Annotated in this window: 22 protein-coding genes; 15 read left to right on the top strand and 7 right to left on the bottom strand. The window is 46.5% G+C overall.

Annotated features, from left to right (window positions below; genetic code table 11):
• Positions 1 to 322: 322 nt before the first annotated feature.
• A complete protein-coding gene (locus QUA04_RS21165) occupies positions 323 to 1,870 on the bottom strand; it encodes an ATP-binding protein (protein WP_333260269.1) in 1,548 nt (515 codons plus the stop codon).
• A 2-nt stretch (positions 1,871 to 1,872) separates the two neighbouring features.
• Positions 1,873 to 2,556 (bottom strand): response regulator transcription factor, encoded by a 684-nt coding sequence (locus QUA04_RS21160; protein WP_333034626.1) that lies wholly within the window; start codon positions 2,554 to 2,556, stop codon positions 1,873 to 1,875.
• 143 nt (positions 2,557 to 2,699) lie between these two features.
• Between QUA04_RS21160 and QUA04_RS21155 the strand changes: the two genes are divergently transcribed.
• Positions 2,700 to 3,110 carry a hypothetical protein gene (locus QUA04_RS21155; RefSeq protein ID WP_333260267.1) on the top strand — a complete coding sequence of 137 codons (411 nt, stop codon included), beginning with the start codon at positions 2,700 to 2,702 and terminating at the stop codon, positions 3,108 to 3,110.
• Between the two features lie 158 nt (positions 3,111 to 3,268).
• Positions 3,269 to 4,912, top strand: a complete 1,644-nt coding sequence (locus QUA04_RS21150; protein WP_333260264.1) for a M10 family metallopeptidase C-terminal domain-containing protein — start codon at positions 3,269 to 3,271, stop codon at positions 4,910 to 4,912.
• Between the two features lie 143 nt (positions 4,913 to 5,055).
• Here QUA04_RS21150 and QUA04_RS21145 read toward each other — a convergent pair whose 3' ends face one another.
• The gene (locus QUA04_RS21145) at positions 5,056 to 5,970 is read right to left on the bottom strand and encodes an alpha/beta fold hydrolase (RefSeq protein WP_333260261.1); all 915 of its coding nucleotides are present in this window, start codon (positions 5,968 to 5,970) and stop codon (positions 5,056 to 5,058) included.
• A 269-nt stretch (positions 5,971 to 6,239) separates the two neighbouring features.
• Between QUA04_RS21145 and speB the strand changes: the two genes are divergently transcribed.
• From speB to QUA04_RS21095, 10 genes are all read left to right on the top strand, one after another.
• Entirely contained in the window at positions 6,240 to 7,169 is a 930-nt protein-coding gene (gene speB, locus QUA04_RS21140; protein ID WP_333260258.1) for an agmatinase, read from the top strand.
• 131 nt (positions 7,170 to 7,300) lie between these two features.
• Positions 7,301 to 7,855, top strand: a complete 555-nt coding sequence (locus QUA04_RS21135) for a thioredoxin family protein (protein ID WP_333260255.1) — start codon at positions 7,301 to 7,303, stop codon at positions 7,853 to 7,855.
• A gap of 191 nt (positions 7,856 to 8,046) precedes the next feature.
• A complete protein-coding gene (gene modA, locus QUA04_RS21130) occupies positions 8,047 to 8,853 on the top strand; it encodes a molybdate ABC transporter substrate-binding protein (protein ID WP_333260252.1) in 807 nt (268 codons plus the stop codon).
• A gap of 70 nt (positions 8,854 to 8,923) precedes the next feature.
• Entirely contained in the window at positions 8,924 to 10,744 is a 1,821-nt protein-coding gene (gene modB, locus QUA04_RS21125; protein WP_333260249.1) for a molybdate ABC transporter permease subunit, read from the top strand.
• A 90-nt stretch (positions 10,745 to 10,834) separates the two neighbouring features.
• Positions 10,835 to 11,233, top strand: coding sequence for a peptide-methionine (R)-S-oxide reductase MsrB (gene msrB, locus QUA04_RS21120; protein ID WP_333260245.1), 399 nt, complete (start codon positions 10,835 to 10,837; stop codon positions 11,231 to 11,233).
• Between the two features lie 131 nt (positions 11,234 to 11,364).
• Positions 11,365 to 12,093, top strand: a complete 729-nt coding sequence (gene pyrH, locus QUA04_RS21115) for a UMP kinase (RefSeq protein WP_071884014.1) — start codon at positions 11,365 to 11,367, stop codon at positions 12,091 to 12,093.
• Entirely contained in the window at positions 12,080 to 12,628 is a 549-nt protein-coding gene (frr, locus tag QUA04_RS21110; RefSeq protein ID WP_006632096.1) for a ribosome recycling factor, read from the top strand. Before pyrH ends, frr begins: the two co-directional genes overlap by 14 nt.
• A gap of 190 nt (positions 12,629 to 12,818) precedes the next feature.
• Positions 12,819 to 13,913 (top strand): geranylgeranyl reductase family protein, encoded by a 1,095-nt coding sequence (locus tag QUA04_RS21105; RefSeq protein WP_333260240.1) that lies wholly within the window; start codon positions 12,819 to 12,821, stop codon positions 13,911 to 13,913.
• Between the two features lie 374 nt (positions 13,914 to 14,287).
• A complete protein-coding gene (locus tag QUA04_RS21100; protein WP_333260237.1) occupies positions 14,288 to 14,740 on the top strand; it encodes an NADAR family protein in 453 nt (150 codons plus the stop codon).
• Between the two features lie 367 nt (positions 14,741 to 15,107).
• Positions 15,108 to 18,113, top strand: a complete 3,006-nt coding sequence (locus QUA04_RS21095) for a GAF domain-containing protein (RefSeq protein WP_333260234.1) — start codon at positions 15,108 to 15,110, stop codon at positions 18,111 to 18,113.
• Positions 18,114 to 18,120: 7 nt separating this feature from the next.
• Here QUA04_RS21095 and QUA04_RS21090 read toward each other — a convergent pair whose 3' ends face one another.
• From QUA04_RS21090 to QUA04_RS21080, 3 genes are all read right to left on the bottom strand, one after another.
• Positions 18,121 to 18,897 carry a pentapeptide repeat-containing protein gene (locus tag QUA04_RS21090; RefSeq protein ID WP_333260232.1) on the bottom strand — a complete coding sequence of 259 codons (777 nt, stop codon included), beginning with the start codon at positions 18,895 to 18,897 and terminating at the stop codon, positions 18,121 to 18,123.
• Between the two features lie 260 nt (positions 18,898 to 19,157).
• A complete protein-coding gene (locus tag QUA04_RS21085; protein WP_333260229.1) occupies positions 19,158 to 19,802 on the bottom strand; it encodes a pentapeptide repeat-containing protein in 645 nt (214 codons plus the stop codon).
• 531 nt (positions 19,803 to 20,333) lie between these two features.
• On the bottom strand, positions 20,334 to 20,456 hold the full coding sequence (locus tag QUA04_RS21080) for a hypothetical protein (protein WP_333260226.1): 123 nt from the start codon (positions 20,454 to 20,456) through the stop codon (positions 20,334 to 20,336).
• A 435-nt stretch (positions 20,457 to 20,891) separates the two neighbouring features.
• Between QUA04_RS21080 and QUA04_RS21075 the strand changes: the two genes are divergently transcribed.
• Positions 20,892 to 21,329, top strand: a complete 438-nt coding sequence (locus QUA04_RS21075) for a helix-turn-helix domain-containing protein (RefSeq protein WP_333260223.1) — start codon at positions 20,892 to 20,894, stop codon at positions 21,327 to 21,329.
• 296 nt (positions 21,330 to 21,625) lie between these two features.
• Here the strand turns inward: QUA04_RS21075 and QUA04_RS21070 are convergent, their stop codons facing one another.
• A complete protein-coding gene (locus QUA04_RS21070) occupies positions 21,626 to 21,979 on the bottom strand; it encodes a metal-sensing transcriptional repressor (RefSeq protein WP_006632109.1) in 354 nt (117 codons plus the stop codon).
• Between the two features lie 178 nt (positions 21,980 to 22,157).
• Here QUA04_RS21070 and QUA04_RS21065 point away from each other — a divergent pair, with 178 nt between their 5' ends.
• Together QUA04_RS21065 and QUA04_RS21060 are read left to right on the top strand one after the other, a co-directional pair.
• Positions 22,158 to 23,402: an HhoA/HhoB/HtrA family serine endopeptidase gene (locus QUA04_RS21065; protein ID WP_333260220.1), complete on the top strand. Its 1,245-nt coding sequence runs from the start codon at positions 22,158 to 22,160 to the stop codon at positions 23,400 to 23,402.
• A gap of 692 nt (positions 23,403 to 24,094) precedes the next feature.
• On the top strand, positions 24,095 to 26,482 hold the full coding sequence (locus QUA04_RS21060; RefSeq protein WP_333260217.1) for an EF-hand domain-containing protein: 2,388 nt from the start codon (positions 24,095 to 24,097) through the stop codon (positions 26,480 to 26,482).
• Positions 26,483 to 26,748 lie beyond the last annotated feature (266 nt).

The following is a 26,748-nucleotide window of genomic DNA, read 5'->3' as shown; positions in this document are numbered from 1 at the left end:
TTTTAAACTACGACTCATAAACGCACCATACAAGCTATCTCTCTATTATATGCAACTTCACATAAAATTGGTATGAGCCATTTGTTCTATTAGCAGCATCGGGGGTATTCCTGTTAGCCCTTTTATTCCGAACTCTCGATCAGGCAATTTGTCCTTACTTTTCCATCGGCACCCATTTTCTTTGGCATCTTTGTAATGGTATGTTGCTGTACTTATCAGCAAGATCATTAATCCTAAACAGCCCTATGATTGACTAGGGAGCTATTAATGTTAAAATCAGAATTAGCCAAAGTCTTAGCAAAGCTGCTTCACTGCTATAAGGTTAATGGCGATCGCCCACAGGTAAACTCAGTATAAACCCTGTTTGACCAAGTATTGCAGCATCTAGTTTGATATCGCCGCCGTGGGCCCGTGCGATTTCCCTTGCTAAACTTAGCCCCAATCCCGATCCTTCTATTTTTTGGATCTGAGTCGAGTCACCGCGATGGAAACGCTCAAAAATGCGATCGCGCTCGCTCAAAGAAATATCCTGAGAACTATTGACAATTTTCACAATTACTCTTTTTCCCTGACAGTTAGCCTGTAACCTGAGCCAACCCTCTGGCAAATTATATTTAATCGCATTACCAACCAGATTTTGCACAACCTGCACCAGCAAATCGCGATCGCCCTTGATATATAAATTGGGAGCAATGGTCATTTGCACATCTAAATGCGGCGCTAGCAGTTCCATATCTTCGGCAATTTCCGATAGCAAAGCCGACATATTCACCTCAACCAAATGTAAACCCATACGTCCGGCATCGGCTAGGGAAAGTAATAGAAGTTTACGGGTAATTTCACTCAAACGGCGTACTTCATCCAATAAATTGCTCAGGGTTTGCTGCACCTCAGAACCTGATTCAACTTGATGCAAAGCCCGTTCTAGTTCCCCTTGCAAAATTGCCAGCGGAGTCTTTAATTCGTGGGCAGCATCTCCACTAAAACGAGAAGCTTGTTTAAAACTTCGCTCCAGACGTTCTAACATCTGATTGAACACAAAAATTAATTCTACAAACTCTATATCCGTTGAGCCGACAGGAACGCGCCGATCTAGCCCTTGTACGGTGACATTGCGAATTGCCATCGTGAGTCGCCCAATTGGATATAGAATACTCCGCGATATCACCCACGCTCCACCGGCAACGAGTAAAAGCACTAGGGGAATAGAAATTAGAAAGATATTGCGAATCGATGCCATTTCCCGATCGATCGCTTGTAAATTAACAGCGATCGCTATTTGAGTCTGAGGAGAATGAATCGCGCCCACGCGCCAAACTGCCATCCTAGTACGCTGGGTTGCTAGTTTAGCTTTGAAAACTCCAGGAAAATCAGGTCGATCGAATTGAGGAGGTCGATCGCGCGGGGGTCTTCTTTCTCTCGGTGAAAATGAATCGGGTCGATCAGGAGGTTGTCGATCGGGAGGTGGTGGATATGGTGGAGGTGGTGGAGGGGGAGGTTCTAATTGAAAAGGTATTCTGGTAGGATCGGGAGGGGGTTGGGGCAGCGCTCGCCATAGTGAATTGGCATCAATTCCATCTTGCCACTGACTCGATCGGTAGAGCAAATTACCATCTCTATCAGTCACCAACAAAGCCACGGTTGTTTCCCCATCATTCATGCCCAAAACTGATGGCAAAGAATCATTATAAACATCCCATTGGGTCGATTGCGGGCGGGTAGATTGGATTAACTGATTCTTGATTTCAGCATCAAGACGCTTGACCTTAGCATCGTAAATCAACCACCACGAAACAATACTAAAGCCAATTAAAGCAATACTTGCTAGAACAGCAGATGATAGAGCAATGCGAAAGCGAAAAGATTGCATTTTCACGAGGGAGAATCTGGTTTGCGAAACCGATAGCCAACACCGCGCACGCTCTCAACCCATCCTGTACCGCCAATCGGTTCAATTTTCTTGCGAATGCGTTGAATACATACATCTACGACATTCGTATTCGGATTAAAATCATAACCCCAGATATGTTCGAGGATTTGCGTGCGGGTGAGTACCCTACCCGGCGATCGCATTAGATATTCCAACAGATTAAACTCGCGGCTTGTAAGTTCTACCGCATGGCGATCGCAAGTAACTTCTCGCAAAATGCGATCGAGCTTAACTGGGCCAACGCTCAGAATATTTTGCCCACCCCCCGAAGCACGCCGCACTACAGCATAAATCCGAGCAACTAACTCCTCAACAAAAAACGGTTTAGCCAAATAGTCATCAGCACCGAGATGTAACCCTTCAATGCGATCGTCGAGTTCATTGCGAGCCGTTAATAAAATCACGGGTACGTTGCGTCCAGCCTTTCGCAGATGTTTGAGAATAGATAATCCGTCTTTTCCCGGCAAAACAATATCAAGCACGATCGCATCGTACTCATTATCCATCGCCCGCCCATAGCCATCGTTGCCATTATCGCAATAATCGACCACAAAACCTTGTTCTTTCAAGCCCATACAAACAAAATTGGCGATTTTTTCTTCATCTTCAACGTATAGAACATTCATAGATTTACCTATTCGGTTGTGATTATACGGCCATCAGGGATTTACTTAAATTACAAAACTGTAATCCATCCGCACTGTTGCAGGTAATGTTTTGGGAATTTGATGTAGTTATAAACATTTTTGGATTGGCGATCGTAACTATCATGAAAATTACTTCACTGCTTGCATTACCTGCTACAGCCTTGCTGCTGGGATTTAGCAGCTTGACTTTCTCCGATCAAACTACAGCTAATTCTAATACTGTACTAGCCCAGAGCCAGCCCGAACCCAATCAAGAGCGCAGACATCCGCCCCGTATAGATTTTGCTGCTGCTGCCAAACAATTAGGAGTCAGCGAAGCCGAGTTAATCGAAGCTTTGGGCCTACCCGCCAAACCGCCGGAACCACCAAGTGAAAATAATCGCCCGCCCAGCCCACCGCCCCATCCTCGTTTAGATATTCCCGGTGCAGCGAAAAAGTTGGGAGTCACCGAAGCAGAGTTGATTAAAATTCTGGGCATTCCACCGCGTCCACCGGGCGATCGTAATGTACCTCAAAATTCGGAAAAACGCTAATTTCTCCACATTACAAAACTGTAATCCTAGGACAGGGATAAATGTCATATTCAAGCAACTTAATGAGTGAAGAGACTAAATCAAAGGCAGATTGAGAATTCATTTCTTTAGCCTGACAACAGATTCAAACTTAGAAAACTAATCCAGGTAATTACATCATGCCAGCACTATTTCCTAATTCAATCAATGCACCGGGCAACCAACCTCCCCAAAATCAAGGCGCACCGGGCAACCAACCTCCTCAAAATCAAGGCGCACCGGGTAACCAACCTCCCCAAAATCAAGGCGCACCGGGCAACCAACCTCCTCAAAATCAAGGCGCACCGGGCAACCAACCTCCCCAAAACCAAGGCGCACTGGGCAATCCACCTCCTCAAAACCAAGGCGCAGCGGGCAACCAACCTCCCCAAAATCAAGGCGCACCGGGCAACCAACCTCCCCAAAATCAAGGCACACCGGGCAACCAACCTCCCCAAAATCAAGGCGCAGCGGGCAACCAACCTCCCCAAAACCAAGGCGCAGCGGGCAACCAACCTCCCCAAAACCAAGGCGCACTGGGCAATCCACCTCCTCAAAACCAAGGCGCACCGGGCAACCAACCTCCCCAAAATCAAGGCGCACCGGGCAACCAACCTCCCCAAAATCAAGGCGCACCGGGCAACCAACCTCCCCAAAACCAAGGCGCATTGGGCAATCCACCTCCTCAAAACCAAGGCGCAGCGGGCAACCAACCTCCCCAAAATCAAGGCGCACCTGCCAATCCTCCCGAAAACCAAGGCGCATCGGGCAATCCCCCTCAAAATCAAGGCGCAGCGGGCAACCAACCTCCCCAAAACCAGGGCGAAATTGGCAATACTCCTCCTCAAAACCAGGGGGGAATCGGCAATATTCCTCCTCAAAACCAGGGGGAAATCGGCAATATTCCTCCCCAAAATCAAGGCGCACCGGGTGGCAATCCTCCTCCTCAAAACCAGGGCGCACAACTTACGAATTCTGCTTTACCTCCCCAAAACCCAACTCCACCCCCTCCGCCAGCTAACAGTATTACCACCACAGCAGGAAACGACAATATTACCGGAGATAGTTTAGATAACTTTATCCTAGGCAGTAGCGGCACAGATACCATAACTGGAGGAGCAGGCACAGATACAATTAGCTATCTTTCCCTGGGCAGCGGCGTTACCATTGAGGCTAAAGGTATTGTAGATAAAGGCGCAGCAGGTACAGATACCCTGCAAAATATAGAACAAATAATTGCTCCTTTAGGACAGAGTAATACCATCGATGCTTCTACAGGTAGCGGCACAGCTTCTATTAATGTGGATTTGTCGCAGAATCGTTTGGCGGTTAACAATTTACCCGGTATCGGCACTCTGAATTTGACGGTAGAGAATTTCGTTAATGTCACAGGAACTCCGAATGTAGATGTCCTTACCGGGAACATCCAAAACAATTCTTTAGTAGGAGGAGATGGTAACGATACACTTTCAGGTTTGCGCGGCAATGATACCCTGATTGGAGTCAATCCATCAAGTGCTACACCGGGAAGCAATGAAACCGATGTGCTGATTGGCGGTCGAGGTAGAGATGTTTTTGTTCTCGGTGATGCCACCAAGACATACTATAGTGGAACAGGATTTGCATCGATTCAAGATTTTCAGCAGGGAATCGATCGCATTCAGCTACGTGGGAGTCTCTCTGACTACAATATTGTTGGTAATTCCATCAATTTGGCTGGTACATCTGACCAAATTGCTGTAATTCAAGGCGGCTTTACTCCTGATAGTTTCCTGTTTGTGTAATATCAATTCCGGCTGCACTCCTTATCATACCGAGGACACGGCACTGCCGTGTCCTAATTTATTCTTCCTACTTCTTCCTTCGTGTCCTTCGCGTCTTCGCGGTTCAATCATCTAATTCTTCCGGAATCAAAAGAGCAAAAGCACTAATTTTCTGCAAACGCCGATCGCCCTTTAATCCAATCAAGTAAAATAGGATTGACCAATTCCGGCGCTTCATCTTGCGGGCAGTGTCCCACTCCCTCCAAAGGAATAAACTTTTCAACAGCCGGAAACTTTGCCAATTCTCGCCCCAATGCGATCGGCTCCCAAGGGTCGTCCGTACCCCACAAAATCAAAGCCGGACAGCTTAAAAGTGGCAACAAATCCTCCGGTAGCGGGCCTTGAGAATAACTGATAAAAGCCACAAATACTTCGACGGCGCCGCTGTCTTTCGCAGGTTCCAGCAGCATATTTACCAGTTCGTCGCTGACAGCTTCAGGACGGCGATAAGCTTGCAAAAGCACTTTTTTTACTGTTTTTGGCGTTGCTAATTGTTTAAAAAATAATTGACTTATCCACTTGACATTTAAAACTTTTTGTGCAATTGGGGCTCCAAAACTGCGATACCAAGGCAATTCGGCGCGTTTGCGATCGTGCAGCAACCGCAGGGAACAATTGAGTAAAATTACGCCAGAAGCAATATCGGGAAAATCCACAGCGGCTTGCATAATTGCCACGCAGCCGATCGAATTTCCCACCAAAAAAGCCGGCCCGCCCGCAACTTCCCGACAAAAATCAGCAATTAGCTGTCCCCAAGTTTCAAAAGTATAGTCAATTTCAAGTTTGGGCGCGGGTTTAGCAGAACCGCCAAAACCGATGAGGTCGATCGCATAACAGCGACAATCAGCCGCCAGCGCCGGCAAATTCTTGCGCCAGTGGCCCCAAGACGCACCAAAACCGTGGACAAACACCACCGCAGGCCCCTGGGAACCCGCAGCCTGGTAGCAAATCGGAAAGCCTTTCCACAGCCAAGTTTGAGGTGCAACAGCAGTTGACGAAGTGGGAGTAGAAGATGTCATGCGATTTTAGATTTTAGATTTTAGATTTTAGATTTTAGATGAATCCAAGGCTGCAAAGGACTCAAGTCATTACTACAAACCGTATCGCAATTCGAGGCAAGCGCTAGGACATAAATCCCAAACTCTCTTCCCTCTTCCCTCAGCGTCCTCAGCGCTCTCTGCGGTTCATTTCTCTTCCTTCTTCCTTCTTCCTTCTGACTTTGCAGTTAGAGCCGATATTATGTCACGATTAAACCTGCTGACTTCTTTGCTGTATTAAAATTTCCCTTATGCCAACGATCGTTTCCACTGCTGTCGTACCGTTTCTGGGGTCAGAAATTGTACCAGACTACGACACCGCCAAAGTAGTAATCTTGCCAATTCCCTACGAAGCTACCACCACTTACCGCCGGGGGTGCGAAAACGGGCCGGCGAAACTTCTAGAAGCTTCTCATCAACTCGAGTGCTACGACGAAGAACTAGATTCCGAAGTTTGCTATGATGTCGGAATTTATACAAAAGAGCCGATCGCCGATACTCGCAACAGGCAACCAGTTTCATCCTCAGAAATGCTGCAAGTCACCCAAGCAGCAGTCTACCAGCTAGTTACCGAAAATAAATTTGTGATCTCCCTCGGAGGCGAACACAGCATCACTGCTGGCGTTGTCGAAGGTTATCGCCAAGCATACCCGGATGAACCTTTCACAGTCGTGCAAATCGACGCCCACGGCGACTTGCGGCACGAGTACGAAGGCTCGATTCACAACCACGCCTGCGTGATGCGACGTGTTGTAGATATGGGCTTACCCACACTGCAAATTGGGATTCGCGCTATCTGCAAGGAAGAAGCCGACTTGATTAAAGCAAAACAGCTAAACGTGATTCGAGCTAGGGAAATCGCTACTCAACCGGATTGGGCCGATCGGGCAATTGCTAGCATCACAACGGGGCGAGTATTTTTGACTATAGACTTAGACGGCATCGATCCGACTTTAATTCCAGGGGTGGGCACGCCCGAACCGGGCGGGTTAAATTGGTATTCCCTCACCGGATTTTTGCGGCGCATCTTCGAGTCCTACGAAGTAATCGGGTGTGACATTATGGAATTAGCACCTGTTGTAGATTCTGTAGTCTCAGAATTTACCGCTGCCAAATTAGCATACAAACTTATTGGATATCAAGCTCTGGCTCAAGGTTGGCTAAAGTCAGACGAGGGATAAATCGCGAAGTACAAATCAAAATAGGCTGTTGGCAAGGCTAAAATTAAGCTAAAGCAAAAAACAGCCAATTTTATTCGCACTGACAGTTTCATCTTTCATGTTTGCAAAACTGCTCTTCACCTCCTCAAAAAATGAGTTTACTAATGGAAACAACCGGAACTCCCATTAACGGCTACGCTCCCGATTTTGAACTGCCGGGAATTGACGAAGACGTTCACCATTTATCTCGATATTTAGAAAAATTTCGGGCGATTGCGGTGATATTTATGTGCAATCATTGCCCTTACGTGCATTTGTATCTCAATCGTATGAAAGAACTTCAAGCAGATTTTCAAGATCGAGATGTTACTTTGATCGGGATTAATGCAAACGATCCAAACCAGTATCCCGACGATAGTTTTGAGAACATGAAAATTTTTGCAGCCAACAATCAACTCAACTTCCCCTACATCCGAGATGTTGCTCAAGATGTGGCTGAAAGTTTTGGGGCTTCTAAAACGCCGGAGGTTTTTTTGTTAGACCAAGACGGCAGATTGCGCTATAAAGGTTTAATTGATGACAACGCCGACGATCCGGCGGCGGTGGGGGTGTCTTATCTGCGGAGTGCGATCGACCAATTGCTCAAAAGCGAACCCGTGGAGCCTTCGAGTACAGAGGCTCAAGGCTGTTCTATCAAGTGGCGATAATAGGGAGGTTTTAAATTAACAATCCTGGACTAATTATTTAGGGTGCGCACTGCGCACCTTATCGCTTTAAGTCGTGCCTAAGTTCTTTTAACGAACCGCGAAGACGCGAAGATCGCGAAGCAAGAAAGAGAAGAAGATAGTTTTATATTGGTTTCGGAGTAACTCAAAATTAAAAATCAAAACTCTTTTCGGTGAACTTAAAAAATACACGCATTCTCAATTTGATTTTCGCAGCCATCGCGGCGCTAGCACTGCTGAGTAGTTGCAACTTATTTCAGAGTGTTTCTCCAGTTGCGACGCCACAGCGCACGTCTTTAAATGTATCGGCTGCTATCAGTCTGTCGCCAGCCTTAGCAGAAATCAAGACTGTTTATCAAGGCAGCAATCCCAATGTTACTATTACTTATAATTTTGGTGCTTCCGGTGCTCTAGAGCAGCAAATTCAGCAAGGAGCCCCGGTAGATGTATTCTTGATCGCCGCTACCAAACAAATGGATGCTTTGCAGCAAGCTAATTTGCTGCTTGACGGCACGCGCCGGAATTTGCTGACAAATCGCCTGGTTTTGATTACTCCTAAAAATGGCGTGGTTTTGAGCGATTTTAAACAGTTGACAGAGGCCAGAATTAAGAAAATTGCGATCGGCGAACCCAAGAGCGTACCTGTCGGACAATACGCTCAGGAAATGCTAAGTAAGCTGGGATTGTGGCAGCAAGTATTACCAAAATTAGTGCTAGGAAATAACGTCCGCCAAGTTCTGACTTTTGTAGAAAGCGGTAACGTTGATGCTGGTATAGTTTACACGACTGATGCCAAAGCATCCAACAAAGTAACTGTGCGACTAACGGCTGCCGAAAATTTGCACTCGCCGATTGTTTATCCGCTGGCAGTTATCAGAAACAGCCGCAATCCCGCTGTGGCTAAAGCGTTTGTTGAGTTTTTAGCGGGCGATCGAGCTAAAATAGTATTTCAGCAATACGGATTTGGCATAGTTCGATAATTAATTAATTATGGATTTTTTACCGCTGATGATAGCAGATAAGCGCTGATTAACGCGGATGTATTTATAGATGGAATTTGATTTTTCTCCGCTCTGGATATCTCTAAAAGCCTCGGCTATTGCGACATTTATTACCTTTTTTATGGGAATAGGCGCTGCTCGGTGGATGGTTTCAACTCGCATCAGAGCTAAAGCTTTGATTGAAGGGATTTTCATTTCTCCCTTAGTTTTGCCGCCGACAGTAGTGGGGTTTTTGCTGCTGCTGCTGTTTGGGAGAAATGGGGCGATCGGTCAATTCTTGCTAGAATTCGACTTAACTATAATTTTCACTTGGCAAGCCGCCGCCATTACTGCCACTGTTGTATCATTTCCCCTCATGTATAAAACTGCTTTGGGAGCTTTTGAGCAAATTGATGCCAATCTTCTCAATGCAGCCCGCACTTTGGGAGCATCGGAGTGGCAAGTTTTTTGGCGGATTATGTTACCGCTAGCATGGCCGGGAATTTTAGCAGGAACTATTCTCGCATTTGCCCGCGCTTTGGGTGAATTCGGCGCGACGTTGATGTTAGCGGGGAATATTCCCGGACAAACTCAAACTATCCCGATGGCAATTTATTTTGCTGTGGAAGCAGGGGATATGAGGCAAGCTGCTATTTGGGTTTTGATTATTCTTAGTCTTTCTTTGAGCGTGCTAACTGCTGTTAATTTTTGGACGAATTTACAAAGGATATCGCCCAAACCAAATTCGAGCCAAAGACTGCAATCAAATCTTTCTAAATTCGCGTCTACTTTTCCTACAAAATCTCAAAAAAAACAACCGAAAAGCGGACTTTGTTTAAGCATTTTTAAACCTCTCTCCAGCTTTGCCTTGGATGTCGCCTTCGATATCAGCCCGGAAGTGCTGGGAATTTTGGGCGCGTCGGGTTCCGGCAAAAGCATGACTCTGCGCTGCATCGCTGGTTTGGAAACTCCCAGCAGCGGTAAAATTGCAGTCAATGGCAAGGTTTTATTTGACTCAGCACAGGGCATTAATGTACCTTCTAAAGACCGCCGCATCGGTTTTTTGTTTCAAAACTATGCTTTATTTCCTCACCTGAGTGTTGCTCAAAATATTGCCTTTGGCTTGCAGCATTTATCTGAAAGCGAGCAAAAACTTCGGGTAAAAGAACAGCTAATTTCGGTGCAAATGTCGGGACTGGAAAACCGCTACCCGCACGAACTTTCGGGCGGCCAACAGCAGCGGGTGGCTTTGGCAAGGGCGATCGCCCCGAATCCCGATTTGCTGCTGTTAGACGAACCGTTTTCTGCTTTGGATACTCACTTACGCAGTCAACTTGAACGCGAGTTAATGCAGACTCTGGCTAATTATCGGGGAATTACTTTGTTTGTCAGCCACAATTTAGAGGAAGTTTACCGGGTGTGCAAAAATCTGTTGGTGTTGGCCGAGGGAAGACCGATCGCCTTTGATACCAAAGAGAACATTTTCGATCGCCCTGGCAATTTCACTGTCGCCCAGTTGACTGGCTGCAAGAATTTCTCAGCAGCTAAACAGATCGCAGAAACTCTCGTGGAGGCGATCGACTGGGGCTGTACTCTGACGGTAGTCGAACCAATTCCCAAATCTCTAGTTTCTGTGGGAATTCGGGCTCATCAACTGAGTTTTGTTAGCGGGTGCGATCGTGAAAATACTTTTCCTTGTTGGATCGCCTCGACTGTGGAAACTCCGCACCGGGTGACATTATATCTCAAATTGAACTCGCCTCCCAATGATTCCCAAGATTATCACTTGCAAGCCGAAGTTTTCAAGGAAAAGTGGAGGGGTATTAAGGACAATTATTTTCCCTGGTATGTTCATATCGAGCCAATTAGGTTAATATTAATGGAAGGCTGAGTTAACTAGGAATATACCGTTAACTGTCAACACTCAACCGTTAACCGTCAACACTCAACAGCTAAATACATCTTAACCAAACATCCAATCATGACTCAAAAAGTTCAAAAAACCGACGCAGAATGGCAACAGCAACTAACGCCCGAACAGTTTAAAGTCGCCCGAAAAAAGGGGACAGAAAGAGCTTTTAGCGGCGAGTATCACGACAACAAAAAGCCCGGAATTTATAATTGCATTTGCTGCGGCACAGAGCTATTTAAATCAGAAACAAAGTTCGATTCCGGTACCGGTTGGCCGAGTTTCTATGCTCCCGTTAGCGAAGAAAATGTCAAGTGCGAGTCGGATAACACCTTGTTCATGCGCCGAACAGAGGTACTGTGCGCTGTTTGCGACGCTCATCTCGGTCACGTATTTAACGACGGGCCGAAACCTACCGGTCAGCGTTACTGCATGAATTCTGCTGCTCTTAATTTCGTTCCCAAGGATTAAATTTAGTCAGCCGTTCTCAGTCAAGTGTTCTGGAACAGGCTTTTGGGTCTGTTCTGGGTAATTGATGTTCAAAATGCACCCATGCTGCTATCTTATGGTGAAGGCAAAAAGAGTAAAAAAATAGTGGCGACATGGGGATGGTTTATCAGCGAGTTTTGCTGAAGCTCAGCGGTGAAGCGCTGATGGGCAGCTTGGGCTACGGCATCGATCCGGTAGTCGTTCAGTCGATCGCCCAGGAAGTGGCAAAAGTCGTGTCCCAAGGGATTCAAATCGCGATTGTTGTCGGTGGCGGCAACATTTTTCGCGGGGTGAAAGCGGCTTCGGCAGGGATGGATCGGGCAACGGCAGATTATGTGGGCATGATTGCTACGGTGATGAATGCTATCACTTTGCAGGATGCCCTTGAACAAGCAGGAGTGCCAACGAGGGTGCAATCGGCGATCGCTATGCAAGAAGTAGCTGAACCCTACATCCGGCGGCGGGCGATTCGCCACCTAGAAAAAAAACGAGTAGTGATTTTTGGTGCCGGTTCTGGCAACCCTTTTTTTACTACTGATACTACAGCCGCTTTGCGGGCGGCTGAAATTGATGCAGAGGTCATTTTTAAAGCTACTAAGGTAGATGGGGTGTACGATTCCGACCCCCACCTCAACCCCAACGCGCGCAGGTATCAAACCCTCACCTATGCCCACGTCTTGAATCAAGATTTGCGGGTGATGGACAGTACCGCGATCGCCCTTTGCAAAGAAAATAATATTCCTATTATGGTATTTGACCTCTCGGTGTCGGGCAACATCTACCGAGCTGTAATGGGAGAATCTATTGGAACTCTTGTCGGAGGTTTTTGTGAAGTTAGCTGACGCAGAAGATCATATGCAAAAGGCAGTTGAGGCTACTCAACGGTCTTTTAATACTATTCGGACGGGACGGGCTAACGCCTCCCTCCTCGATCGAGTCATGGTAGATTACTACGGTTCTCCAACTCCGATCAAATCCCTTGCCAATATCGGCACCCCGGATGCGACTACGATCACCATTCAACCGTTCGATCGCACAGCGCTCAACTCGATCGAAAAAGCGATTTCCCTGTCAGATGTAGGACTCGTGCCTAACAACGACGGTTCAGTTATTCGCTTGAACATTCCGCCGCTGACTAGCGACAGACGCCAAGAATTTGTCAAAATGGCCAGTAAGTTTGCTGAAGAAGGTAAAGTTGCAATTCGCAATATCCGCCGCGATGCCGTTGACTCGATTCGCAAGCAGGAAAAAAGCAGCGATATCTCTAAAGATGAATCGCGGGACTTGCAAGATAAAATTCAAAAGCTGACGGACAAGTACATTGCCAAAATAGAAGAAGTTCTGGCAGCGAAAGAGAAAGATATCACGACTGTTTAGGGAATGGGAAATTGGGCAGGGGGAATAGGAAGAGTTTTGAGATTGCTCAGATACGGGCGCTAACAACCCGCAGACGCTTAATGATTTTTGAGTTGTGAGTTAGTTAAAAATTCAAAATTTAACAATCATAAGTTACCAATTCCTCCTGCCCCATGACCAATCACTCATTACCAATTACCCATTACCCAAAATGTTTGATTGCATTATTGTCGGTGCAGGGCCCGCCGGCAGCACAGCAGCTTATCACCTGGCAAAGCAGGGACGTTCTGTTTTGGTAGTAGAAAAAGCATCTTTGCCCCGCAATAAACCTTGTGGTGGCGGCGTGACTCCTGCGATCGCCCAATGGCTCGATTTTGACCTGACGCCAGCTATTTCTCTGAAAGCTAACAAAATTAGCTACACCTGGAAAATGGGAGACCCGGTGGAAGTTGCTATAGGTTCACCAATGTGGATGGTACAGCGAGATGTATTTGACGATTTTTTAATTAAACAAGCTCAAAAAACTGGCGCGGAACTTAGACACTCTACAGAAGTTAAAGGAATTGAGTTTAAAAATTATGTTTGGGAAGTTAAAACTAACTCAGAACCAGTTTCGGGCCGCTATTTGATTGCTGCTGACGGTGCCGGCGGGCCGATGACTAAGTGGCTAGGATTGAAAGAACCAAAACTTTGTTTGAGCGCAAGTTTAGAAACTCGCTCAATCAAGGGCAACGCCATCAATTTCGATTTTGGTACTATAAAAAAAGGTTTTATCTGGAGCTTTCCCAAAGCTGACGGCTACTCTTTGAGTATTGCTGCGATGCGTGGTGACAAACCAAAAGATATCAAGAAAATTTTGGCCGATTACGCAACTAAGTGCGGTGCGGATGTTAGTGTCAGCAATGTGCGGGAACACCCCCTGAGTCTGTGGGGTGGCGATCGTAAATTGCACTCGCAAAATGCCCTGCTTGCAGGGGACGCAGCCTGTCTCGCCGACCCCCTGTCCGGTGAGGGAATTAGACCTGCCATATTCAGCGGATTTAAGGCCGCTGAGGCGATCTATCGAGCTCTTGGAGGTGCCGACGACGCCCTAGAGCAGTACACTCAATCGATCGCCCAAGAATGGGGAACTGATATGGTTTGGGCCGAGCGCTTGGCTAGGGCATTCTATCAGTTTACAGGAGCTGCTTATAGAGCGGGCGTCAAATTACCGATGACTACTCAGTTGATGAGCAAAATTTTGTGTTGCGAACTGCGTTATGCCGATATCGCTAACCGCGCTTTTAACAAGCTGATGCCCTTTTAGAAGGAAGTCCGAGGGAATAACGCATATTGTTAAATCCCCATGGCTTATTCTTCATTTCCAATTCTTAATCGTTAATTTAAAAATAGGAATTACGCATTATTCCTCAGAAATCCAGGTGATTCCTAGATTTTTCCTTGCCCAACCCGCTTTTTTCCAATAAACTGGGTTTAAAAGCGTAACTGCTATTTTAAATAAAGTCGCTGCGAGGAGTTTTCAATACAAGCCCCGCGGTGTTTATACGAGCAATCTCAAATACTCGGGGAGGCAAAAAGTAGTTTGACACGTTACTAAGAGCGCGGTAAGGCGCTTCAGGAACAACTTAAATAATTACATTCTACCTACATCCTCCTGTAAAATATAAAATCTCCAATCTAATGATAATTTATTTTTATAAAGTAGAGGAGCCTTACGGCTGCTTTTCTAATTTTTCACTACACGACATTAGCCTGCACGGTCAAGATTGGTTGACTGTGGAACATTACTATCAAGCCCAGAAATTTGTCAGCGCTGATGAAAGATTAGTGGCGGCGATTCGATCTGTAGCAACTCCGCAGGAAGCAGCCAAATTAGGTCGCGATCCGAACCACCGGATTCGCGCTGATTGGGAAGCCGTGAAAATTCCAATTATGCGCGAAGCAGTTTTAACTAAGTTTCTCGCTCATACAGACATTCAAGCTATTCTCCTCGCCACAGGGGATCGAGTCATTGTCGAGGATTCGCCAACGGATTACTACTGGGGGTGTGGCTGCGATCGCACCGGTCAAAATCATTTGGGTAAAATTCTGATGAGCGTGCGCCAAGAAATTAGTCAGCGCCTTGCGCGCTGATAGAAACTCAAATTCTTTCGTTAATTATCATTATATGAAGTTATACAACAAATGTCAAGTTATCCTAACAATGAAGAATTCTCATAGTGAGAGTTTAAGATTGCGAGAAATTTATAAGAGCATTAAAATAATAATTATTATGTGCTTAAGTCGCTCTGCCTGTTGAAGGCAAAGATTAAACTGGCGCGATCTCAGATTTTACTTACCCCAGCCCAGCCGAGGCGATACACCGTCGTCTCTGACAAGTGCGCGACCGATTAATTGTACAGATCGGTTTAGTCAAAAATTCCGGGTAATGTATTTGAGTTTGAACGTTCCAACCGCACATCAAAACTTCTTATTATTGTATAAGTACAAAAGGAGATTTATGCAGCTCAGAGAAAATACGCAAGAATTACATTATAAACTAGACAGAGAAGTTTTGATACGGCGGATAACAGAACGCATTCGCCAATCTCTAGAATTAGAAGATATTTTAACCAGTACGGTAGCAGAAGTGCGGTCTTTTTTGAAAACAGATCGCATTATGATTTACAGGTTTAGTGCTGACGGCAGTGGAGAAGTTGTTGCTGAGTCAATTAATAACAACTGTCTCCCTTCCTTGAAAGGACTGCACTTTCCAGCAGACGACATTCCCGCGAGCGCCAGGGAGATGTATGTCACTTTGCGCCAGCGGACAATAATAGATGTTAACTCAGGGACGATCGTCCTGAGTCCCCTCGATGCTGCAGACACCGGTCAACCTTTAGTAAAGGAAGAGATGCACTACAGATCGCTCGATCCTTGCCACACCGCTTACCTGATGGCAATGGGAGTGCAATCTTCCTTAGTCGTGCCGATTTTGCACCGCAGGATCGCGTCGGAAAACAGCAAAACAGATATCTGCGAGGCGGCGACGTGTCTGACTCGATACGAGCCAGGAAATAATCAAAAAATTCACATCGAACTGTGGGGACTTTTAGTGTCTCACCATTCCGCACCCCTCAATATTTCACCAGCAGATTTAGAAGTAGTTCAGCTCGTATCAGATCAATTGTCTAGCGCTATAGCCCACGCGCTCCTCCTCCAGCAAACCCGCTCTCAAGCGGCCCGCGAAGCTACCGTAAGTCGCATAGCAGCCCTGTTATATGGTCACGTAAACATTCAACTGCAACAGGGTTTAGAAGCCACCGTCACCGCTTTGGGTGGCAGCGGTGGCAGACTCTATCTCAACCAGCCGAAAATCAACGGTGAAAAGTTATCCGCTCCCCAGATTGAAGGAGGATTGCCAATTGCCCCGGCCCACAGTGATGCTACCTTTGAACTGTTCACCACAGGAGAACAACCGACACTTCCCAACTGGGAAAAAGTTAAGGCGATCGAAGCTCATCCCCTCTGGCAGGAATGGCTAAGCAAAGGATTCAAAAATACCGAAGAACTTCCCAAATTTCCAATTTTTACTAATTCTCAATTCCCAGTTTCGATAATTACAGACTTATACAAAGAACCTCTATTTAGAGTTTTAGTTCCCGCTTTCCAAGCTACTCAAATTCGGGGTTTGCTGGTAATTCCCCTCCACTACAAACAACAAGTAGTCGGCTGTTTGACCATTTTTCGCAATGCAATTGATACCGAAAAAATGTGGGCTGGGCGCTTTGACACCAGCGCTGCACAAACCCTTCCCAGACAATCCTTTGAACTCTGGCGAGAAATAAAAAAAGGTCAGTCGCCCGAGTGGAAGTACGAGGAAATTGAACAAGCTTTAGCTATAGGCAGCCAATTTTGTTCGGCAATTGGGCAGTACGTTCTTTATAAAGAAGTGCAGACCCTGAATGCCAACTTGGAGCGCCAAGTTCAAGAACGCACCGCCCAATTGCAAAAATCCTTGGACTTTGCCAGAGTATTGACGCGAGTTAGAGACCAGATTCGCAGCACCTTAGATTTAAAAATCATACTGCAAACTATTGTGCGAGAAGTCAGAGTTTTGTTGGATACCGATCGCACGGTAATCTACCAATTTGCAGCAGACAAACAGGGCGAGGTAGTTGTCGAAGCTGTTTGCGGCCAGTGGCCGTCCATTTTAGGTATCACAGCTCCAGAAGGATGCTTTCCCGAAGGCTCAGACTGCTTTTATCGAGCCGGACGGGTGCGAGCAATTAATGATATTTATACTGAGGAATTAACACCCTGTCACCGCGATTTTTTGGAAGAGTTGCAGGTGAGAGGAAGTTTAATTGTGCCCATGAGAGGCAAAGATTCCCAATTGTGGGGGTTGCTGATTGCCCATGAGTGTTCGGGGCCGAGAGTTTGGCAAACAGCAGAACAGGAATTGGTGCAACATTTAGCGGCTCAAGCTGCGATCGCCATTCACCAAGCAGAACTTTATCAAGAAAGTCTCAATGCAGCAACTGCCGATCGATTAAAAGCCGAACAGCTAGCTAAAACCGTCACAGAACTGCACAATACCCAAGCCCAACTGATTCAAACCGAAAAAATGTCCAGTCTCGGACAACTGCTGGCCGGAGTCGCCCACGAAATCAATAACCCCGTTAACTTTATCTACGGCAATCTGTCCCACGCCAGCGAATACACCAAAGATTTGCTCTGCTTGGTGGAACTCTACCGCCAGCACTACCCCAATCCCAACCCACAAATTAACGAGTGTTCCGAAGCAATCGACATCGAATTTCTTGCCGAAGATTTGCCAAAAATTTTGGGTTCCATGACAGTCGGAGTTGAGCGCATCCGCCAGTTAGTTGTATCTTTGCGTAATTTTTCCCGAAGCGATCAAGCCGAGAAAAAAGCCGTTAACATTCACGAGGGCATCGACAGTACCCTGTTGATTTTGCAGCACCGGATCAAAGCCAATTCTGATCACAACACCGTAGAAATCATTAAAGAATATGGCAATTTGCCCTTAGTAGAATGCTATGCCAGCTCGCTCAATCAGGTATTTATGAATCTGATCGGTAATGCCCTTGACGCTCTAGAAATGGGAAAAAAAGACGGAGTTATGAATCTTCCCTTTAAGGCGGCAAGTGCAGAGGCGACACATTTAAGCTCCCAAAAACTGGCTATCGAGTCAGGAGATATAAAGGCAACCACCGAGTGTTTGATTCCTGATTTCCCATCCCCTTGCATTCGGATTCGCACCCAATTAATCGATGAAAAAACGGTAGGAATTAGCATTGCCGACAATGGTCACGGCATCCCCAAAGAGTTAATTTCTCACATATTTAATCCGTTTTTTACTACTAAACCCGTCGGTCGGGGCACGGGTTTAGGACTGTCTATCAGTTACCAAATTGTAGTTGAGAAACACCAAGGCGTACTTAAGTGTGTTTCTGTACCCGGTCATGGTACAGAGTTCTGGATCGAGATTCCCCTGAATTAGGCAACCGTCAAGGCAAGATTAGCTTCACCAGCACAGAACCGATCGAACCCAGAAGACTCATAAAGTTGCCACCGCCGCCCGTGCGGGGTTCCGTTGGCTTTTGGCGCGCAACAATGGCTTCGGCTAACTGCTTTGACAACTCCTGACCTTGGGGATTTCCTTGAGCTGCAAAGAGTTCCTTAGCTCGATCGGCGTCTTGAGCCGCGCCGCCGAAGTCTCCCAAGTCAGCGCGAGACATACTGCGCGCAAAATAAACGGCTGCTAAATCCGATTTCAGATTCAGGGCTTGATTGTAATAATCAATGGCGTTTCTGTAGTTTCCTGCTTGAGCTTCCAGCACTCCCAACCGGTAGAAGTCTTCAGCGGTGCCAATATTGGTTGGCATTCCTCTAACTCCGAGCAGTTGCGCGTTAGTTAAATTGGCGTTGAGCAAATTGGCGTCGCTGAGATAGGCACTTCTCAAGTCAGCACCGCTGAGGTTGGCACCGCTGAGGTTAGCCCCTGTCAGGTTGACGCCAAACAGGCTGGTGCCGCTGAGGTTGGCACCGCTGAGGTCAGCCCCCGTGAGGTTGGCTCGACTGAGGTTAGCCAACCTCAAGTCCGCACCTTTGAGATTGGCTCCGGTTAAGTTGGCTAAAACCAAGCCAGCACTGGTGAGGTCGCAGTTGGGGCACTGTCGGGTGGCTAGTAATTGTTGCGTGTGTTGGATGTTCTCGGCGGGTGCAGGAGCGATCGGGGCGATCGCGCTCAGTAACGTTGCAGCAGCGAGGATTCTGAGTTTCATTTTAACCGTCCAAAATCCAAAATATTAAATCTAAAATAGCTTTTATCGAAGCAATTGAAAATCACCATAACACAAGTTCACCCAACAAATCTTTTGACTTGCCGTATGTAGGAGTTCTGTGCGCCATCAGCACCCTACATTGAAGTTATCCCCCTTACCTTAGTGTCAAATAAAGATTTCGCTGCCAATAAATTAGGGTAATGAATTACTCATTACCCTTTAGCCGCTGTTCTCGGCAACCATAAAAATTAACAAATAAATTAGTCGTGAATCGTGCCGTCGGGCATCGTTGTACCCTTAAGATATACTCCGCTCAGGTTAACTTTTGTAAGGTTTGCTCCCAACAGGTTTGCTCCGCTTAAGTCTGACGCACTTAAAATCGCTTCAGTCAAGTCTGCCCTAATTAGACTCGCCCCCATTAAGTCGGCTCCGCTAAGGTCTACTTTACTCAAGTTTGCCCCAATTAAATCGCATTCTGTGAGCACCGCCCTACGCAAGTTTACTCCGTAAAAATTTACTCCGTGCAAGTCTGCACGGCTGAGTGTTGCCCGAGATATGTTGGCTCCAATTAAAGTTGCTTGGATCAGGGAAGCTCCGCTCAAGTCTGCTTTGCTGAGATTGGCTCCCATCAACTCAGCTCGATGCAGGTTAGCTTCAACTAAAAGTGCTTCTGTGAGGTCGGCTCCACCTAAGTCTGCTTTGCTCAAATTAATCTTGCACAAATTTGCTTTGCCAAAGTTGACTCTGTTGAGTTTCGCTTTGCTGAGATTGGCTCCAATCAGGTCGGCTTCATACAGATTGGCTCCAATCAATTCTGCTTCGTAGAGGTAGACCTCGTGCAGGTAGACCCCGCTAAAATTTCTTTCTCCTATTGCGTATAGCTTGAGCAGTTCGTCAACGTTCATTGTGGCTTCTCTACACCTTTTAAATGAAGAATACTGTCAGCAAGCTGGTTGCACCGGATGTTCTGCTATTTTAGATTCTGAAATATTCACACCCAGCCTGAAACTTCCCTCAATCTGCAAGGTTTGAGTATAAATTAGATGGTTTGGTGAGGGTGAAGGACAAAGCTGCATTCTCTTTTCCCTTTGGTTAAAAATTAATTTTTTAAAATTTTAACAACAAGTTCGATCGCACTTCCTAACTAAATCCCAAAGATTCTACGTGGAAACTCTGATCCAAGCCATAACTTTTTATGGGTAGTTAATCTTACTGAGTAGTAGTGTGACCAAGATCACAAAACAATGTTAGTAGCATCACATAGAAACTCCGCTCTCGATCACAGCAGGCGGGCAAAAATAGCCGATACTTATACTGTAATGCTGAGAAATTGACAATGCCACCCTCGTCGTGTTTTACTCAATTGGCGATAAAGTCAGTAGTTTCACAGACACTTGCCCGCTTGCTGTGAAAATCGGTTGCAACGTCACTCGGCGCTACCCGCTCTGACCGATAAGAGTGCTGATATCTAAGGATTTTTCGCACAGCGAAAGCCAAAAATGCACTTCGGGGACTAGGGGAATCTCTGTATAAAAATGCGATCGCTGGTGTACAGACATTCGCTTGTTTGCTAGCACCTAATGACTAAAAATCGCCCATACGTTCGCAAAAAATACCAATAAATACCAGGAAAACCATGATAGATGTTTAAGAATAAGAGAATAAATGGTATTCCTTAAGAGTTACCTATTGCCGCTAATGTTACAGTCGCTCGGTTAACGGCTATCAGTATTAGCAATGATGCTTGTCCATCAAATACAAAAGTGACCCAGAAACCGGGTTTTTTACCCCAAAAAATCGTTGCACCCTTGCTCCAGGTTAAAATAATCCGGTTTCTGAGTGTCTGAGTGCCTCCAGGAAGGAAAAAGTTTAATGAGAACGAACGCTTTTGTATTGCTTCAGGGCAAACAAAAGGTCAGCATTTAGGAGAGGAGCAGCTTTTGCTCCCTTGTCAAACAAAGGTATTGTAGAACGCGAATTGTGAGGTAATTGATATGGCTGGAGTATGTAAACTTAGCATCACAGAGACAATTGAAGAACTAAAAAACCTGTTAAATGAACAAAAAACAGCAAGCGGCTTTCAAAAAATTCAAGCACTTTACCTGTTCAAAATTTGTCACGTTAAGACAGTTAAAGAATTGGCAATGACGATCGGGGTAAATCGAATAACTGTGCAGCGGTGGCTAAGAAAGTACCGCTCTGACGGACTCGAAGGACTCCTCGAAACAAAGCACAGCGGCGGCCGTAAGCCGGCTATTCCTCCTCTGGCCCGCGCTAGTTTGGCAATGCGCCTCAGTGACCCCCAGGAAGGCTTTAAAAGCTATGGAGAGATTCAAGAGTGGTTGCAGCAGGAATACAGCATCGAAGCTTCCTATAAAGCGGTTTACGCAACAGTCAGATACCAGCTCAAAGCCAAGCTGACGAAAGTCTAGACTTCATACCACGTCGGGTTAATGACGGGTTCTCTAATTGTTTGCAGTCAGCCTTTGAAGATTTTGAGGAGTTGCGTCATCACGACAAATCTGACTAATTCTTTTTTAACAAAACTCGCTCTCATAAACTGCGGAGCATATAAATTAATATGTTGTGGCAATGGGGGTGAAGGGGAGAAGATGTGATGCTTTTCCCCCGTTTGTGAAAGATGCTCAAAAAATTGGTCAGAAATCATCACTTGCAAGTTCTGTCTAATTTGCAGGTTTTGTTATATGGAGGTAAAAATTGGAACGGGCTAAGGCAAAAAGCGATCCAAAGCCGCTTTTAACTCTTCGATTTCCGTATCGATATTGCCTTCTTTAGCGGCTCTGGCAATGCACTCAGTTAAATGTTCGTCAAGAATGATTCTCGCCACGCGATCGAGCGCGCCTCGAACCGCAGCAACTTGCACCAGAACTTCCGGACAAGGACGGTTTTCTTGCACCATTGTTTTAATGCCGCGGACGTGTCCCTCAATCCGAGACAAGCGATTTACCAGCCGCCGCATCGATTCTTCATCGTGATGGTGAGGGTGGACTGATTTATCATCGTGATGGTGGTGGGAATTTGAGGGCAAGGATTTGTCGGTAGAAGTATCAGATAGAATCATTGGGGTTACGAGGGAAAATTTAAAAGTTAGAATTCAGAATATGTTGAGTTGGTGCGGGCTCGTGACTCATGTATTGTAACTGTCAAAATATATTTAGGATCTTCATAGTGGCAGATTATTGAGTCCACACGATCGCACACCTTTACCAGACTAACCCAGACTAACAAAGATTGACGCTATGCGACTATTTAAGTTTTTTCGCCCCACACCTCGAATCGGTACTCGTTGGTTCGCCCTAATTTTAGGAATGACGATCGCCCTGAGTGCGTTAGCAATCAATGCTGCACCCGCTGCCGCCGCTGATGGCACCAATCCGCCCAACTTACAGTTCCAGAGTTCCCCCGCCACCGCCGCGAATCCGCAACTGTTAGCGCTGCGGAGTCCGGAACTCCCGGGGGATACCGGCAGTTTTGTGACGGCTGCAGTCGATCGAGTCGGACCGGCAGTTGTCCGCATTGATACCGAGCGCACTGTCAGTCGCAACCTCGACCCCTTAATGGAAGACCCCTTCTTCCGTAGATTTTTGGGAGAAGATTTACGCAGCATGACCCCCAGACAAGAACGATTGCGCGGTCAAGGTTCCGGCTTCATTATTGACAAAAGCGGGATTGTTTTAACCAACGCTCACGTAGTTGACAAAGCCGATCGAGTGACTGTCACCTTAAACGACGGCAGGACATTTCCAGGAGAAGTGCAAGGTACTGACGAAGTAACAGATTTGGCTGTTGTCAAAATTAATACTAAGCAATTCGACTTACCGACTGCCACCTTGGGAGATTCCGACGCGGTGAAAGTGGGAGATTGGGCGATCGCCGTGGGCAACCCCCTGGGATTTGACAACACCGTCACCTTGGGCATTATCAGCACCCTCAAACGCTCCAGTGCAGCCGTCGGCATTCCCGACAAGCGCCTCGATTTCATTCAAACCGACGCCGCCATCAATCCCGGCAATTCCGGCGGCCCGCTGTTAAACAGCAGAGGAGAAGTGATTGGCATCAACACGGCGATTCGAGCCGATGCAATGGGTATTGGTTTTGCGATTCCGATCGACAAAGCCAAGGCCATCTACGCGCAGTTAGCCAAGGGAGAAAAAGTCAGCCATCCGTTTTTGGGGATTCAGATGATTGCTTTGACTCCTGAAATGGCCAGAGAGAATAATTCTGACCCCAATGCTCCTTTAATTGTGCCGGAAGTGAAAGGGGTGTTAGTGATGCGAGTTGTGCCAAATACGCCTGCTGAGACAGCAGGCGTTCGCAAGGGGGATGTGATCGTTCAAATTGACGGTGAGGCAGTGACTGAACCCGAACAGTTGCAAAATTTGGTGGAAAACAGCAAAATCGGTCAAATTCTGCAACTGAAGGTGCGCCGCGGTGCCCAGATTAAAGAAGTTCCGGTTCAAACTGCTCAACTGAGGGATTTTTAACTAGAAGGGGAAGGGGGGAAATTTGTTAAAAACCCCTCTTCAACTCGATCGCGTGCTGGGCATACAAATTGTTCACAAATGAAATAGGATTGCTATCATAGATGATTTAACTTAACGCAACTTTGACCGAATATTGCGTCTACTTTTAACTCAAATCCTGATGCAAAAGGCTCTCGCCCTTCAGCCTAGATCGCACTCTAACCGCTTCAGCTCAAATTCGCGCTTCATCGGAATTACAAAGTTGAGTCAAGTCGCAATCATATGTATCTTCGATATATCAGCGCAATTTTGAGTTTATCCACTCACAGTCAACTTTCCACTGTCAACCAGAAAAACTCTTGATAAACTTAAATACGGATGGCTTTCTAACTATTTAATTTACCCACTAAAAGGCCCAGTCATTGCGATAACCCTGGGAACTATGCAGCGTTATAGTATCATTGGTAACAGTTGCGTAATTCATCAGGCATTAAAGTAAGTGGGTTCAAATAAACATTACAGGGTAGCGCGGTTTTTGCACTTGTCACATCTCTCTTAGTATATATTCTAGGCTAAACCAACCCCTACAAAAACTTACAAAATATTATTGTTTTTTTGTGATTACCTACTTATATTGGCCATAATTAATAGACATAAAATAAAAATATCTGGGAAAATTTAGTATGACCTCTGTGGAGTTTGAAAAAAAAACCATGACTGAAGAAGAGGTGGCAAAGTTATGGGAAGTGTTCAAAGTATTGGACGCGGACGGGAGCGGTGCTATTTCATCAGAAGAACTCGGTCAAGTGATGCGATCGCTAGGCCAGAGTCCTAATGAAACCGAGCTGCGCGACATGATCGAAGAAGTGGACCTAGACTTGTCGGGCAGTATCGATTTTGAGGAATTCAAAATGCTGATGGTGTCCCAGCAAGGCGATCGCCAGAGTCGTCTCAAAATGTCATTTAGTGTATTTGATGAAAACGGTAGCGGTCAAATCACTAAAAACGAGATGCAGGATGTGATGAGCCCGTTTGGGCTGACAGAGCCAGAGCTCGATGAGATCATCAAAGAGGCAGACCATGACGGCAATGCCTTAATTGACTTTGAGGAATTCTGCACACTAATACCCGATGAGCCAGAGATCGCAACAGCAGATCGAGACTCGCCGATTCCGGTTGTCAGTACACAAACAACCGAGATTTCAGATAGTACAGCCGCTGCGCTCGAAAGTATCGCCACTCCTGTCAACGAGGCAGCTTCTCCCACTATTGAACCTAATCTAGAAGATCTACAAGAACCACCCACCGGTTGCAATCGAGAAATAGCGCGGCTAAAAGAACTACTCGCCCAACACCCACAAGCTGAGAAGAAGCGCGGTACGTCCCGCTTGGAGATGCAGATTGGTTTATTTCGTCTGATCCAAGGAGCAGCCTACCGCAGCTTCCGCGAGAGTTTCTGTGCCAACCACGAGACTCACCTGTGCGTGAGAGACTTGCCATACAAAATTGCTGATTTTGTGCGATTTGTCAGGAGTACGATCGCGCTTTATAAAGGATTGGGTGTAGTAGAGTCGGCCTGCAACCCTCTACTGGATGCAGTAGTTAAATCGATCGAAGATGAATATGCCCGACTAGAGCATCGCATCAAGAACTGGAAAACCATAGAAAAAACTCCTGAAATGTTGGCCCAAGAACAAGCCATGTTGCAGGCGCGGGATAAGTCGGCCACCGCCAAGGAGAAGTTTGGGGCGGCAGTCGAGTTGGCAATGACCATCAAAAAGGATAGTCTCAACTTGCGTGACATTGCCGAGGGTGTGCTTGCCATCAACGAACTCAACCGACTGCGAAACCTGGAGCTGAGTGAGAGCATGGCAGCGCCACCAGCCAAATCCGAGGGAGATCCCACAGAGTACCTGAAGAAGTGGAACCGCGTCATCCTGTCGGAGGCATTAGAGCAAATAGATGGTGCGATGATGCCAGTAGCATATTGGTATGAAGACTTTATGCCGAAGTTGCTGGCTGCCTTCAGCGTCATTACCGCAGCAGACATTCCCTTCAACACGGTGCCTGATGAAGCAGCTTTAAACGAGTGGTACGAAGCGACTAAAACGTCAGGGGAATTTGGGCGCTATGGGGCGGATGTTGCAGAAAACTTTCCCAAATGCGCTCCAAAACAGAAGTTGATGCTTCAACAGGCATGGCGCTTGACGCACCACTACCTCAATGGGATACAGAAACGGCGCGAACGCTTAGAGTCGGGGCGCGAGTCTGGTGAACTCTCGCAATATGTGGCGTTCATCGATGTGTATATCGATCGCACTGAAGTAAAGAATTCACAAATGCGGGTCAGTTTCCCTTACTATATTGGCCCTGCGGTGTGGCGTTTCTTGCACACTACGGCTGAGATAGTCTCTACCAAGACCCCAGAACAGCAAAAAACTCTGGTGGCCATCTTCAAGCACTTCTTCAACCTGTTTGCCAGTATGTATCCCTGCCCCTACTGCCGCCACCACCTCAACGCCTACGTCGTGCAGAATAAAGAGGTGGAAATTTACCCTGTGGAGTACCTCGTGCTGGGGCGCGACCCGCGTCTGAATAGCTTTGAGGTATCAATGGAGGCCAAGCTGTCCACCGTAGTAGATGGCCCGTCCCTGCGCTTATTCTTCTGGAAGTTGCACAACACTGTCTCCTCATCAATTGCGCGATCGGAAGAGTGGTATCAAAAGGATGAGGAAGCATTGTACACCACCCGTTATTGGCCCAGCATTGAGTCTGAGCTAGCACGAGCCAAAGCCCTCAAACAAATCAGCATTGCCACCGATCGGATGTACCGCCTCTACGGTATCCTCAAGCCCGCAGCACGACTGACAGGGGTGAGAGCAATATTGCATAAGCTGTTGGATAAGAGGGATGAGGAGGGCATCAAGGAGATATGCTTAGTTACCCAAGATTACATCCAGGAGTTGGACGAGGCGATCGTCACGGGGCATTTCCTACAAGAGACATACTACTTTGACCCTGACCTTGTGGATGAAGATCCTGTCTTCACTCCTGAAGAAGAGGAGTTTGCTCGCAGCGGTGTGTTCGTCGAGGCTACTTGAAGATCAGCAAGTAAAAACTTAAGTTTTTCAGCTTAACTTTTCAAGCTGCCAAGAAATAACTCGCGCAATTTTCATTTTTTTGAGTCACAGTCAACAGTCAACAGTCAACAGTCAACAGTCAACAGCCAACAAGCACGGACGGTGCAACCGGAATCGAATATCATGCTTCTTGCCTATCCCAAAATTCCAGATAAGCTGATACGCAGCTAGATTGTATAATAGAAATATAAGATAAGCGATCATTAGTTAGAATGTATGCCAGCCAA

The organism is Microcoleus sp. S13_C5, from assembly GCF_036700845.1.
Lineage (GTDB): Bacteria > Cyanobacteriota > Cyanobacteriia > Cyanobacteriales > Microcoleaceae > Microcoleus.
This window is presented reverse-complemented; position numbering and strand designations above follow the sequence as displayed.

Excerpts from the sequence above, each read along its gene's own strand:
- modB (WP_333260249.1), top strand. The coding sequence starts at position 8,924 with ATGGAATTTGATTTTTCTCCGCTCTGGATATCTCTAAAAGCCTCGGCT.
- QUA04_RS21135 (WP_333260255.1), top strand. The coding sequence starts at position 7,301 with ATGAGTTTACTAATGGAAACAACCGGAACTCCCATTAACGGCTACGCT.
- QUA04_RS21085 (WP_333260229.1), bottom strand. The coding sequence starts at position 19,802 with ATGAACGTTGACGAACTGCTCAAGCTATACGCAATAGGAGAAAGAAAT.
- pyrH (WP_071884014.1), top strand. The coding sequence starts at position 11,365 with ATGGGGATGGTTTATCAGCGAGTTTTGCTGAAGCTCAGCGGTGAAGCG.
- QUA04_RS21090 (WP_333260232.1), bottom strand. The coding sequence starts at position 18,897 with ATGAAACTCAGAATCCTCGCTGCTGCAACGTTACTGAGCGCGATCGCC.
- QUA04_RS21075 (WP_333260223.1), top strand. The coding sequence starts at position 20,892 with ATGGCTGGAGTATGTAAACTTAGCATCACAGAGACAATTGAAGAACTA.
- speB (WP_333260258.1), top strand. The coding sequence starts at position 6,240 with ATGCCAACGATCGTTTCCACTGCTGTCGTACCGTTTCTGGGGTCAGAA.
- QUA04_RS21165 (WP_333260269.1), bottom strand. The coding sequence starts at position 1,870 with ATGCAATCTTTTCGCTTTCGCATTGCTCTATCATCTGCTGTTCTAGCA.
- QUA04_RS21155 (WP_333260267.1), top strand. The coding sequence starts at position 2,700 with ATGAAAATTACTTCACTGCTTGCATTACCTGCTACAGCCTTGCTGCTG.
- QUA04_RS21145 (WP_333260261.1), bottom strand. The coding sequence starts at position 5,970 with ATGACATCTTCTACTCCCACTTCGTCAACTGCTGTTGCACCTCAAACT.
- QUA04_RS21100 (WP_333260237.1), top strand. The coding sequence starts at position 14,288 with ATGATAATTTATTTTTATAAAGTAGAGGAGCCTTACGGCTGCTTTTCT.
- QUA04_RS21060 (WP_333260217.1), top strand. The coding sequence starts at position 24,095 with ATGACTGAAGAAGAGGTGGCAAAGTTATGGGAAGTGTTCAAAGTATTG.
- QUA04_RS21080 (WP_333260226.1), bottom strand. The coding sequence starts at position 20,456 with ATGTCTGTACACCAGCGATCGCATTTTTATACAGAGATTCCCCTAGTC.
- QUA04_RS21105 (WP_333260240.1), top strand. The coding sequence starts at position 12,819 with ATGTTTGATTGCATTATTGTCGGTGCAGGGCCCGCCGGCAGCACAGCA.
- QUA04_RS21150 (WP_333260264.1), top strand. The coding sequence starts at position 3,269 with ATGCCAGCACTATTTCCTAATTCAATCAATGCACCGGGCAACCAACCT.
- msrB (WP_333260245.1), top strand. The coding sequence starts at position 10,835 with ATGACTCAAAAAGTTCAAAAAACCGACGCAGAATGGCAACAGCAACTA.
- QUA04_RS21070 (WP_006632109.1), bottom strand. The coding sequence starts at position 21,979 with ATGATTCTATCTGATACTTCTACCGACAAATCCTTGCCCTCAAATTCC.
- QUA04_RS21065 (WP_333260220.1), top strand. The coding sequence starts at position 22,158 with ATGCGACTATTTAAGTTTTTTCGCCCCACACCTCGAATCGGTACTCGT.
- QUA04_RS21095 (WP_333260234.1), top strand. The coding sequence starts at position 15,108 with ATGCAGCTCAGAGAAAATACGCAAGAATTACATTATAAACTAGACAGA.
- QUA04_RS21160 (WP_333034626.1), bottom strand. The coding sequence starts at position 2,556 with ATGAATGTTCTATACGTTGAAGATGAAGAAAAAATCGCCAATTTTGTT.